The sequence below is a fragment of the Streptomyces sp. NPDC003248 genome, assembly GCF_055563235.1.
Genome location: NZ_JBVHDT010000026.1, coordinates 44,726 through 55,311, shown reverse-complemented (window position 1 = coordinate 55,311; position 10,586 = coordinate 44,726). Strand labels below are relative to the sequence as shown.

Here is a 10,586-nt window from a genome sequence, read left to right as displayed (position 1 = left end):
AGCTTCCCCAGAAACCCGACGCAGCACCCGGCCGTGTGCTAGCCAACCATGATCAACCTCAGCGCCAATCACGGTTCCATTGATCCCCGGGGCCGTGGTCGCCGTCGGCGCGGGGTGAGTGCGGCGTCGGCGAGGACCACCGGTCCAGCCGTTGGCGCTGGGGAGGGCGCACCGGGCTATCACGCGCCCGGTCCGGCCAGGGCGGGTTTGGCGGGAAGCCGCTCTCCCCGATCGAGGTGCCGCTACGGTCCGGCCCATGTCGATCACGAACCCGCACCAGACCCCCGCGCCCGCACCGAGCGCCGCTTCCGTCTCGGCGGCCATGGCCGCGCTCGGTGCCTACGCCCAGCCGCCCACCGCCGACGAACTGGAGCAGCAGGCCGCGGCGGTGGGCGGCGAGCACGTCCTGGCCGCCGTCCTCGCCAACGCGCTGTACGGCGCCTCGATCGGGGCCGGGATGCTCGCCGAGGGGCACATGCTCGCCCGGGGCGCGGGGGCGCAGGAGATGACGCTGGCACGCCAGCAGGTGATCAGGGCCTCCGGAGCCGACGGGCCGGGCGTGATCGGGGCGCTGCACTGGCAGGCGGGCCAGGTCTCCCACGTGCTCAAGGGACTGGACCAGCAGGGGTGCGGTCCGGTCGTCGCGGCATCGGCCCGTGCGGCGAGCGCCCTGCTCGCACTGCTGGCCTGCTCGGCGGTCTTCTCCACGGACGACGTGCGCGCCGGGCAGATCCCCGAGGAACTGGCCCGGGCCCGTACGGACCTGGCCGAGGCGCTCGCCGCGGTCGACGAGCTGCCCGCGACGGCCGCGGCGATGTTCCCCGGCGGCCTCGCCGACCTGTAAGGCGTCGGGTACCGGGGGATTGCCCCTGTTAGGGCCAGCAGACCTAACCGCCGCTGAGCTGGTCGTCGTCGGGGTGCAGGGCCAGTGCCCAGTGCCCCCAGCGTTTGCGGGCGGCGTCCGCGCTGATGCCGAACGGCTTGCCGATCTGCTCCCAGGAGGTGCCGGCGGCGCGCTCCTCGAGGACGCACACGCGCACCAGGTCCTGCGCGCGGGACTCGATGCCCGCAGCCGCGAGGGCGAAGACGCCGGGCCAGGCGTCCTCGCCCAGCACGGACTGCAGCAGGACCTCGCGGACCTTCTGCAGGTGGCGGTCGAGGCTGTACCCGGCACGGGCCAGGACGCCCCGGGCCGGCTGGGCCTGCTTGGCACGGCGGCGGTCGCGGTACGCCTTGTCACGGCACCCGCGCGGCCGGGCGCAGTACCGTCGGCGGGGAGAGGCGCCCTCGGGGAACGGCTGGCCGCACCACAGGCAGCGCGGGCCCGGGCCCGGGCCGCTGTCGTCCATAACCGGACCGTACGTCCGCTATCGCACGACGGCCACGCCGCCAGTCCCCGCCGCTCGGTAGTCAGACCCGTTGGGTCCAACAGATCTAACCTGCCTCTGCCTGGTCTTCCGTGTCCAGCTCCTCCGCCCGGCGGACGGGCCCGAACCGCGCCTCGGACTCCTCGACGATCCGACCGGCAGGGAGGAGGTCGCCCAGCTCGATCGCAAGCACGGCGCGCACGAACGCGGCCAGCGAGACGGCGCCGTTGCGCACCTCGAAGCAGCGCAGCACCCCGTCCGAGAACGCGGGACGGTGACGACACCCGGCGTGGACGCAGTAGCCCTCGACGGCCAGCGCGAGCCGCCGGAACGCGGCGTCCTTCTCCGGGGTGCACTGCGCGGGGCAACCGAGGTGATCCAGTGTGATCCGCAGATGGACGGCGTTCTTCTGGGCCTTCCGGATGGTCAGCCGCCCGCCGCCGGGCGTGACGTAGCGCCCGGCCTCCACCGGGGCGTACGGATGGATCAGCGGCAGCTTCACCTCCGAGCCGTGCAGGACGGGCAGCCCGTCGTACTCGACGTAAGGGCCGGCGGCGCCGCGGTCCTCGCTCATGCGCTCCTCGTCTCCCCCGCGCGGTCGGCGGGCTCGTGGTCCTGGTCCTCGTCGTCCTGGTGGTCGTCGGCGGGCCAGCGGCCGAACGGTCCGACCCGGCCGGGGCCGGTGGCGCCGAGCTGGGCGGCGCCGCCCTTGAGCCGGTGGTGGTCGCGGATCACGGGCGCGGTTCTCCTGCGGTCGGCGTCGCGTACGGCGCCATGGTGGCCCCTCCCGGTGGCCCGGCGGGTGAGATCCGGCCCGCGCGCACGCGTAGGACGTCTCATAAGGGGTGACGCCGAGGTGAGCTGCGATTCCGCGCGGCTCGGGACATGCGAACCGGCCCTGTGTCGAGCTGCCGGGCCGGGCACCCTTGACGCCTCGGCACCTGCCCGGCGCCACCCTGCAAGGTCAGCGCCTGATCAATTCGATGAGAGCGACGACACCCCCGACAATGCCAAAGACTTCAGCAAGTACGGTCAAATGCGGACGTACGGGTCCATCATCGGGCTTTTCAGACCAATCCCAAAGAAATCCTCCCAGGACGAGGCCGACAGTGATCGAAGCAGGCTTGCCGACCTCACCCATCCTCCAGATCACGGCGCACAGCACACCGATCAGAACGCTGAACAGGACCCCCAGTACGTCGCGGTCGCGCACGCCGCCATCCCCCCTCCTCCCTGCAAAGTCCGCTGGTCATCTTTCACCGAACCTCAGGGACCCGGCCACGGTAAGCCCGAAACCGACCACGGGGTGACCACGCCAGCGCCCACTCGCCGGTAGCCGCCGCGCAGCCACGTCCGGGTGATCAGCTACGGAGAGGCATGATCCCCGGTCCCCGGCCGCAGGTGTGGCGGACATGAAACACCTGCTGATCACCGCCGTGACCGCGGCCGCCGCCCCTACGGCCGCCTCGGCCACGCCCGCCAAGGCTGACTGCACCACGTACTCGAAGGCCAAGCAGCGGGTCGCGGTGCGCCGTGGGTCCAACAGGTCTACAGCGGGGCGAGGCGGGCGGCGCGGTCCAGGGCGCGCAACAGCTCGGGCTCCCATCCGGCGCGCGGGGTGTCGTAGGCGAGCAGGCCGGAGGCTTCGAGGACGTCGAGCTGCACCTGGTGCTCGACGCCGAGCCGCCACGCCTCGCGCAGGACGTGCCGGGCCTCGTCGCGGGCGGCGCGGCCGGTGGTCGCGGCGGCGCGGGCGTCGGGCAGGGCGGCGAGCTGGCGGCCGGCCTTCTCCAGGCGGCCCATGAGTTCGGCGGCCTTCTCGGCGTCCGGGCGCGGCGGCACGAGGTGGAGCTCGGGGGCGGCGACGCCGCGGCGCAGCTGCTCCATCCGCTCCGGGAGCGGGCTCCAGCCCTCGGTGCCGCCGAGTTCGACGTTCACCTTGGCGACCGCCGCGGTGTAGGCGCGCTGGGCACCGCGCGGCTGCAGCGTGGTGCCGGCGGGCCGGTACTGCGGGCCGGTCTCCTCCTCGACCTCCCCGGAGTGGTTGCCGCGCACGGACACCCAGGCCGCGTCGGCGCTGCCGGTGACGTCGACCATCAGCAGGCGGCGCACGAGGAACCAGCGCGTGAGGGCGGCCCGGGTCGCGCGGCGCAGCGGGTAGACCTCGACGGAGACCGGATCGTCGGGGCGGGCGTTCTGCGGCCGGCGCACGATGCGGACCTCCTCCAGCGCCGGGGAGAGGTCCTCCAGCCGGATCGCGCACAGCTCGCCGACCCGGGAACCGGTGTCCAGGGTGACCGAGGCCATCGCCAGCATCCGCACCCAGCGGGGAAACCCCCGGGTCAGCAGGCCGCCCTCGGCGGTCCAGCGGGTGCGCCGCCCGATGTAGTCGGCCACCGTCTGCAGGCTGGTGCGCATCAGCTCGCGGCGGACGACGTCGACGGGCTCCTTGCGGGGCTGCTCCTCCTGCGGGCGCAGGTGGACGACCTCCAGGCCGAGCTCGCGCTGCAGCAGCGTCATCACCCCGGAGCGGACGTTCGCTGTGGCCTCGGAGGTGGGCCGCTTGGGGCCCCGGTCGCGCAGCTCGCCGACGAGCGCGAGGCGCTCGTACGCCTTGAGCGCGTCGTGGGCGAAGACGTCCGCCAGGTCCGCGTCGACGTCCAGCGGATGCTCGGGGTGCTTGAGGGCGCGGACCAGTTCCCGGGCGTGGGCGCGGATCTGCCGCTCGCGGGCCTCCGAGGGGGCGGCCTGGCAGGCGGACTCGACCGCCTCCTGCAGCTCGGGCACTTCGTCCAGGACGTCGACGGGCTTGTTCTTCACGGATCGCACGGTAGCCACGTCCGGACAGCCCCACGGCCCGAACGAGGAATTAGACCCATTAGAACCAACAGGCCCAACCGATGCTGACGTGCGGACGCACGACGGGCCCCGCCGGAGATCGGCGGGGCCCGTCATCGCGGCCGGGACCTACTTCGTGACCGGCGGGCCGGTCTTGAGGTTCTTCTGCCGGCGCTGCGGGAAGGGGTTGCCGCTGTTGTACTCGCGCTCGTCGCGGCGGATCTGCGCGAGGACGGCGGCCTCCACGTACGCGGAGAGCGACACCGGCACATCGGCGTCCTCGTCGTCGAGCTTCTGCAGCGCGACCACCGTGTTGCGCAGCCGGTTCATCACGTCCGGGGTGACGTACGCGGGCACCTTCTCCTTGGCGCCCGGCGCCGCCTGCGGCGCCTTGCCGCCCAGTTCCTTGCCGAGGATGCTCCCCCGGCCGAAGGGCAGTCCCTCGCTCATGCTGCTTCCTCTCGCGGCGCCACCAGCATCCGACCGAGCTGGTCGAAGTCGCGCGTGGTGTTCGAGCGCCTGTTGAACTCGCGGACGGACTTGTTCTCGCGTGGCGCGGTCTTCGCGTCCACGGACTTGCGCACCGGGCAGACCAGCGCACCGGGGTAGTGCTCGGCCATCTCGTTGCCGACGTCCTTGGCGATGTTCGTGGCGTCCCAGGCGGTAAGGACCGCGGCCACGACCTCGACGTCGTACTCGTCCTGCGCGTTGGTGATCGTCTGGCGCAGGGACTCGTTGGACTTGGCGTCCAGAGCGCTGACCTGGCTCGGCACGATGACCTTGCCGCCGATGGCGAGAGTGAAGGTGGAGAGCTTCCCGACCTTCGGCGGGCAGTCGACGATGGTGATGTCCACCGGCGCTTCGGACCGCTTGATCGCACGGCGCAGGGTGCGTTCCCCGGAGACGGCCGGGTCGTACTCGGCGACCGCGCAGTCCTCGTAGCTGGGCACGATGTAGATGTTCTTGTAGCGCGTGTAGTAGGTCGCGTCGTCCAGGCCGGCCTTCTCGTACAGCACGTGCAGGAGCGACTTGCGGTTCTCGGCCTTCAAGCCCTCGGGGTAGACCGGCTCCAGCCAGCCGGACAGACCCGCGTCCTGCGGGTCGGCGTCGATCACGCGCACCGAGTAGCCCATCGCCGCCCAGGCGCAGGCCAGCTCCAGCGTGGTCGTCGTCTTGCCCGCCCCGCCCTTGCGGTTGAAGACCATGAACACCCGGTGTTCGCCAGGCGCGATCGGGGACGGGGCCGTGAAGGCCGCAGGGAGCAGGACGCGCGGCCGCAGCCGGTTGGCCGCCTCCGTCCACGCCCGCTCGACGGTCGTCTCCATACGCAGCCGGTCCGGGATCTTCAGGGGCTCCAGCGTTACCTGGCCCATGGCTCTCTCCTCATCCGCGGGTCTCTCCCCGTGCACTCATCACCGCCAGACCGTACCGCCTCCGCCTCAGCCGCACGCGCACCGCGCACCGGTCCGCTCGAACGGGGAAAACCGCAGGCCAGCGCGTTGCCCCCAACAGGGTTGACCCCATTGGGTCCAACGGGACTGACTACCTGCCGCGTTGACCAGGGGGAACCGTCCTCGGACCCCATGAGACCTCGCGCCCGCGCGCGTGGGTCTGTCTCACAACGCGCGATAAGGCCGCGACGGTAGCCAGCGGCGTCCGTACGGTCCGCCCGCATGAGATCGAACAACCGCCGCCCCGGCCGCCCCTGCCTGCTGACCCCGGAGCGCGTCAACGCCATCGTCAGGGCCTCCACCGTCGGGGCCAACACGGTCCTCGCCGCCGAGGCCGCCGGAGTTTCCCGGGCCACCCTCGCCCGGTGGATGGCCCGCGGCCGCGACGCCGCCCAGGCCCGCGAGGACGGAGAACCCGAGAACCCGCGCGACGACGCGTTCGTGGACCTGTACCGGCGGGTGGAACAGGCCCGGGCGCAGATGGCCACCCGTGCCCTCGCCCGCGTGCTGCAGGCCGGAGCCGGGAGCCTGGTCCTGGAGGAACGCGTGCGCACCTACGCCGACCCGGTCACCGGCCTCGACGTCGAGGAACGGCAGGTGCGCTACCTGCGGCCGGACTGGCGCGCGGCCGCCTGGTGGCTCGCCCGGGTCTTCCCCGAGCACTACGGGCCGAACGCCCTGAGCTTCGACCAGGTCCTCGACGAGTTCACCGCCCAGGAGCTCCACGACGAACGCGACCGCGCCGAGTCCACCGAACTCGCCGGCCTCGCTGAGCGCCTCCAGCTCGCCCTCGCCCAGACCACCCCCGACGCCCCGGCCGCCGAACTCCCCGCCCCGTCCTCGCCCTCCGCTGCCTGAGACTCCCGGCTTTCCGTCACACCAGCCCCACCCGCCCCGAATTCGTTCAGAACCGTCATCTACCGCCTTCTCCCGTACTTCCACGCTGTCCCGCACACCCGCTCCGGCCTCCTGACCAACTGAGATGAGCCCACCCACTCCTTGAGGGACGAGGGGAGTGGGTGGGCTCATGTCTGGGGGGCAGGACGCGCAGGTCGGAGCGGGTGTGCGGGACAGCGTCTGTCGCACCCTGGTTTACAGGCGCGTTTACACCCCAGGCGGCCGCCGGGAGTTGCCCGCCGGCGAACTCCGGGAGTTTCCCGGCGCCCCTCTTTCGGGCGGAGCTCGCGCGTTCCGGTGACCGCTGTCGGACCCACCGGATATCGTGCGAAGTGCACGGCCACGCACAGGCCCAAGCCAGCCTCAGCCCATGACTGGGAGCGATCTGAGGCGAAGGTGCCAGGACCACACGGTCCCAGCGCATCAGTGCGGAGAGCACCACCAGCTCGTCTTCGACGACGTACTTCCGTATGCCCGCGCAGACCCACCGAGTTCTCCGCGTGCATCGGGTCATGGGTAACCGCTGCACGCCACCGAGGAGAAACTCGTGGTCAAGAAGCACGGCAAGAAGCAGCGCGCGAAGAACCGTTCGCGCCGTACCGGAGCCGCCCACGCATCGGCGGCCGCCAACACCCTCCACCAGCACGAGCCGCTGCCGGACATGACACTCCTGGAGGAACTCCCGCACACCGCCGGCCGGGAACTCGACCTCAAACTCACCGCCCGCCTCGTCGCCGCCTGCCGGAGCCGGTGCCAGCCCTGCCAGCGCACCCTGGCCCGGAAGCTGCGCACCGAACAGCGGCCGACCCTCGCCGCGCTCGCCGCCGCCGTCTACGCGACGATGCCCACCCCCGGGTTCATCGCCTCGCCCACCACCAAGGAGTGGGCGCCGCTGGCCCGGGCCGGGAAGACGGACCCGGCGGCGGCCGCCGAGGCCCTGGCCGCCGTCGAGGCGATGGACGACGCGTCCGCCTCCGACCTCCTGGAGGACACGCTCGACCACTGGGCTGTGGGCGGGGCCGACCCGGACGAGATCGCCAGCATGATCAAGGTCGTCCGGGACGCGCCGCCGCGCCAGCGGCCGGCCGACCCGTTGGACGCCTTCCGCGAGGCCGGGATCGAGGTCTTCACGCTCGACGACCTCGACCTGGGCGACGTCGACGCCTACCACCTGGCGCCGAACTACGGCGTGACGCTGATGAAGACGGACACGCCCGACGACCAGCCGATGCCGATGCTCGTGCTGTATCCGGAGACCGAGGACGCCGGGATCGAGGACCTGGAGCGCCGCACCGACTGGGAGCACTGGGGCCTGCACGGGATGCCGGACATGGACCCGCACTGGCGGGTGCGCGCCCGGATCGCCGACCGCTCCCTGCGGGGCCTGGTCCACGTCGGCCCGGACGGCGAGGACGGCATCGAGCTGTGGCGGGCCGCCGAGACCGTCAGCCTGCCCGCGCACTGGTGGGACCTGCTCGACCGCGTCCAGCACGTCCTGGTCGCCGGGCCCGTGAAGACGCCCGAGGACCCCGGGGCCCTGCAGGCCGCGGGCGACGCGGGCGAGCTCCTGGCCGTCGTCGCGCGCGTGAGCTTCGTCTGATGGCCGCCCGTGCCCGCCACGAGCGCCCGGAACGCAGGTACCTCCCCGGAATCGCGGACGTACGGATCTGCGGCACCAAGGAGACCGTCCAGGCCGTCCTCGACGTCCTGGAGCGCGAGTTCCGCACCACCAGCGCCCGGGAGTACGACAACGGCCAGCGCGCCTACCTCGACCTCGACACCGGATGCACCGACCCCGACGCGGACTGAGGCCGCCTCATTTCCGGTCGGAAATCTGAAACTTGCCCAGGTCACAGGCCACGGTCCCGGTGCCGTCCGGCGCGCACGCACCCGCACCACGGGAGCGCTGACCGCGCCGGGCGGTGCCGGGGGAGCGGGGGCTCGGGGGGCGGCGAAGCCCCCCGGCAGCCACCGGCCCCAGCCCCGGGCCCACCGAGGAGACCCGCATATGCACCAACAACCTGATCCCCCCGCCGCCCCGGCCGACGGCGTGGTCTGGCTCCGGCCCGAGTACCAGGGCCGCCAGGGCGAGCTGGTCACCCTGGCCGCCGGCGCCCGGCTCGTCGGCGTCAGCGCGGCCGCCGTCTCGAACTGGCAGAACCGCTACCCGGAGGACTTCCCGGACCTCGCGCTGCTCACCGGGCCGCCCCACAAGCGGACCAAGTGGGTCGTCGCCGTCGAGCTGGTCGCCTTCACCCGCGACCAGCGCACCAGGGAACGCGACCGGACCGGCCGCAGGAGCCCGCAGCGTCCGGGCGCCGAGATCGCGGCGGAACAGACGGCGCACTACGAGGAGGTACTACGGACCCTCACCGAGCGGGAGCAGCGCCAGAAGAAGGCGCTGGCCCGCACCCGGTCCGCCAAGCGTGCGGCCAAGGAGAAGCTCACCCGGGCCCGTGCCCGGCTCACCGCCGAGGTCGACGCCGTCGCCCGCCTCGGCATCCCCGCAGCCCGTACGACCACCACCCAGAAGGAGACCCGACCGTGAAGAACACCCACGAGAGTGCCGCCGAGACCGACACCTCCGCCGTGATGGAGGGCCGGAACATCACCCTGGACGAGCTGGCCACGGAGCTGTCGGCCATCGAGCTCAGGCTCCGGCAGCTGGCCCGGGCCGCCGAGGTGCCGGCGTCCCCGGTGGAGCTCGCGGACATCATCGACACGCTGCGCACCAGCGCCTCGAACCTGCGGGAGACCGGCGACCGGGTGGGCTTCCTGGCCCGCATCGCCGCCGGCGACGTGCCGCTCGCCACCCGCTTCCGCGACTCCGACGACCCGTGGGGCGTGGCCGCGCGCGGGACCGACCGGCCGGGCTACGGCGGCCCGGCGATCGTGCCGACCGTCTGGCAGCTGCTCAAGCTCGCGCAGGACGCCAAGCGCCCCGGCGGCGGCGAGACCACGACGTACCCGGAGGCGATGGACGGCATCGGCATCGGCTGGGAGTCCAAGGCGGCCGCCGTCCGGCGCCGCCGGGAGCGGGACGCCGCGGTGGCCGTCGAGGTCCTGACGCTGACGTGCGAGAAGTGTGGGGCCACCGAGGGCGAGCAGTGCAAGACGAAGACCGGGTGGGCCGCCGACAAGGCGCACGTCGGTCGTCAGCGGCAGGCCGAGGCGAACGTGGATGAGCGCCTGGGCTACCTCGGGGACAACCCGGTCGCCGTGCCCGACGCCTACTAGACCCGCCGACAGCCCCCGGACAGACCCGCTCACGTAACGGCAGACGGGCCCCTGTAAGACCTGTTAGGCCCAACAGGTCCAATAGGGGCCCGTCGTCGTGTGCGGCCGTCAGCGGGCCGTACGGATGCCCTGGAAGCCGGGCCCGAGCCCGCGCCGTCTCGGGGGCCTGCGCGGGGCGGGGACCGTCGCCGCGGCGGCGGGCTGCTCCGGCTCCTGGTCGTCGACGGCGATGCCCAGGAGCCGGCGGGCGCCGCCGGTCGCGGTCGCCACGGCGGCGAGGGCCTGCGCGAGTTCCGGCCCGGCGCTGCCCAGGGCCTCGGTCAGGGTGTCGATCGCGTCGAGGACGTCCTCGGCGGCCGCCGTGCTCCACCCGCCCGGGCCTGCGGCGTCCGCGAGGTGGCAGGCGGTCTCGGCGGCCTGCTCAGCGTGCTGTTCGACCCCGGGCGCTGCCCGCTCCGCCAGTTCCATGAACCGCCCTGTCGCCATCCGCTCCGAAGTTCTTCGACCGAAGTGTCACACCGCGACGATCTTCAACACCCGTAGGAGGTGAGAGGGGCGCCGGCTCGAAGGGCCCCGTGATCCCGAGGGAGCACCACCGTGGACAACAGCGGCCACGACCACCAGGACACTGCGGGCGACGGGTCTGCCGACGGGCACACCGGCGGGCAGACGGGCGGGAACACCGGCGGTCCCCCGCCCCGCCGCCCGGACAACGCCGAAAGCGCAGGTCACAAGCCTAATCAAGGGGACTCCGGACAGCAGGACACCTCTACTCCCGATTCCGACCCGGCGGAGG

At 72.8% G+C, this 10,586-nt stretch carries 14 protein-coding genes; 6 read left to right on the top strand and 8 right to left on the bottom strand.

All coding sequences use genetic code 11. The annotated features are described in order from the left end of the window. The first annotated feature begins 256 nt into the window (after window positions 1–256). Window positions 257–844, top strand: a complete 588-nt coding sequence (locus ACZ3KJ_RS34780; protein WP_467532891.1) for a DUF6245 family protein — start codon at window positions 257–259, stop codon at window positions 842–844. Window positions 845–887: 43 nt separating this feature from the next. Here the strand turns inward: ACZ3KJ_RS34780 and ACZ3KJ_RS34775 are convergent, their stop codons facing one another. The 7 genes from ACZ3KJ_RS34775 to ACZ3KJ_RS34745 form a co-directional block, all read right to left on the bottom strand. Continuing rightward, the gene (locus ACZ3KJ_RS34775) at window positions 888–1,349 is read right to left on the bottom strand and encodes a hypothetical protein (RefSeq protein ID WP_467532890.1); all 462 of its coding nucleotides are present in this window, start codon (window positions 1,347–1,349) and stop codon (window positions 888–890) included. An 85-nt stretch (window positions 1,350–1,434) separates the two neighbouring features. Continuing rightward, complete coding sequence (locus ACZ3KJ_RS34770; protein ID WP_467532888.1) at window positions 1,435–1,941, bottom strand: DUF6420 family protein; 507 nt, start codon at window positions 1,939–1,941, stop codon at window positions 1,435–1,437. After that, entirely contained in the window at window positions 1,938–2,102 is a 165-nt protein-coding gene (locus ACZ3KJ_RS34765) for a hypothetical protein (protein ID WP_467532887.1), read from the bottom strand. The genes ACZ3KJ_RS34770 and ACZ3KJ_RS34765 overlap by 4 nt, the downstream gene beginning before the upstream one ends. A gap of 229 nt (window positions 2,103–2,331) precedes the next feature. Further along, window positions 2,332–2,580, bottom strand: coding sequence for a hypothetical protein (locus tag ACZ3KJ_RS34760; protein ID WP_467532886.1), 249 nt, complete (start codon window positions 2,578–2,580; stop codon window positions 2,332–2,334). Between the two features lie 335 nt (window positions 2,581–2,915). Further along, complete coding sequence (locus ACZ3KJ_RS34755) at window positions 2,916–4,187, bottom strand: site-specific integrase (protein ID WP_467532884.1); 1,272 nt, start codon at window positions 4,185–4,187, stop codon at window positions 2,916–2,918. Window positions 4,188–4,334: 147 nt separating this feature from the next. Then, window positions 4,335–4,655: a hypothetical protein gene (locus ACZ3KJ_RS34750; protein WP_467532883.1), complete on the bottom strand. Its 321-nt coding sequence runs from the start codon at window positions 4,653–4,655 to the stop codon at window positions 4,335–4,337. After that, window positions 4,652–5,578 carry a ParA family protein gene (locus ACZ3KJ_RS34745; RefSeq protein WP_467532881.1) on the bottom strand — a complete coding sequence of 309 codons (927 nt, stop codon included), beginning with the start codon at window positions 5,576–5,578 and terminating at the stop codon, window positions 4,652–4,654. Before ACZ3KJ_RS34745 ends, ACZ3KJ_RS34750 begins: the two co-directional genes overlap by 4 nt. 300 nt (window positions 5,579–5,878) lie before the next feature. On the opposite strand from ACZ3KJ_RS34745, the gene ACZ3KJ_RS34740 reads away from it, so the two are divergent. The 5 genes from ACZ3KJ_RS34740 to ACZ3KJ_RS34720 all read left to right on the top strand — a co-directional run bounded on the left by ACZ3KJ_RS34740 (window position 5,879) and on the right by ACZ3KJ_RS34720 (window position 9,790). Then, on the top strand, window positions 5,879–6,514 hold the full coding sequence (locus ACZ3KJ_RS34740) for a hypothetical protein (protein ID WP_467532879.1): 636 nt from the start codon (window positions 5,879–5,881) through the stop codon (window positions 6,512–6,514). Between the two features lie 586 nt (window positions 6,515–7,100). Beyond that, complete coding sequence (locus ACZ3KJ_RS34735; protein WP_467532877.1) at window positions 7,101–8,153, top strand: hypothetical protein; 1,053 nt, start codon at window positions 7,101–7,103, stop codon at window positions 8,151–8,153. Continuing rightward, a complete protein-coding gene (locus tag ACZ3KJ_RS34730) occupies window positions 8,153–8,362 on the top strand; it encodes a hypothetical protein (protein WP_467532876.1) in 210 nt (69 codons plus the stop codon). Before ACZ3KJ_RS34735 ends, ACZ3KJ_RS34730 begins: the two co-directional genes overlap by 1 nt. A 199-nt stretch (window positions 8,363–8,561) precedes the next feature. After that, window positions 8,562–9,101 (top strand): hypothetical protein, encoded by a 540-nt coding sequence (locus tag ACZ3KJ_RS34725; protein WP_467532874.1) that lies wholly within the window; start codon window positions 8,562–8,564, stop codon window positions 9,099–9,101. Beyond that, entirely contained in the window at window positions 9,098–9,790 is a 693-nt protein-coding gene (locus tag ACZ3KJ_RS34720) for a zinc finger domain-containing protein (RefSeq protein ID WP_467532873.1), read from the top strand. Before ACZ3KJ_RS34725 ends, ACZ3KJ_RS34720 begins: the two co-directional genes overlap by 4 nt. Before the next feature lie 108 nt (window positions 9,791–9,898). Here ACZ3KJ_RS34720 and ACZ3KJ_RS34715 read toward each other — a convergent pair whose 3' ends face one another. After that, window positions 9,899–10,276, bottom strand: coding sequence for a hypothetical protein (locus tag ACZ3KJ_RS34715; RefSeq protein ID WP_467532872.1), 378 nt, complete (start codon window positions 10,274–10,276; stop codon window positions 9,899–9,901). Between the last annotated feature and the right edge of the window lie 310 nt (window positions 10,277–10,586).

Bases quoted from the DNA above. Each gene is read 5' to 3' on its own strand.
- ACZ3KJ_RS34745 (WP_467532881.1), bottom strand. From the start codon at position 5,578: ATGGGCCAGGTAACGCTGGAGCCCCTGAAGATCCCGGACCGGCTGCGT.
- ACZ3KJ_RS34725 (WP_467532874.1), top strand. From the start codon at position 8,562: ATGCACCAACAACCTGATCCCCCCGCCGCCCCGGCCGACGGCGTGGTC.
- ACZ3KJ_RS34740 (WP_467532879.1), top strand. From the start codon at position 5,879: ATGAGATCGAACAACCGCCGCCCCGGCCGCCCCTGCCTGCTGACCCCG.
- ACZ3KJ_RS34715 (WP_467532872.1), bottom strand. From the start codon at position 10,276: ATGGCGACAGGGCGGTTCATGGAACTGGCGGAGCGGGCAGCGCCCGGG.
- ACZ3KJ_RS34770 (WP_467532888.1), bottom strand. From the start codon at position 1,941: ATGAGCGAGGACCGCGGCGCCGCCGGCCCTTACGTCGAGTACGACGGG.
- ACZ3KJ_RS34780 (WP_467532891.1), top strand. From the start codon at position 257: ATGTCGATCACGAACCCGCACCAGACCCCCGCGCCCGCACCGAGCGCC.
- ACZ3KJ_RS34750 (WP_467532883.1), bottom strand. From the start codon at position 4,655: ATGAGCGAGGGACTGCCCTTCGGCCGGGGGAGCATCCTCGGCAAGGAA.
- ACZ3KJ_RS34775 (WP_467532890.1), bottom strand. From the start codon at position 1,349: ATGGACGACAGCGGCCCGGGCCCGGGCCCGCGCTGCCTGTGGTGCGGC.
- ACZ3KJ_RS34730 (WP_467532876.1), top strand. From the start codon at position 8,153: ATGGCCGCCCGTGCCCGCCACGAGCGCCCGGAACGCAGGTACCTCCCC.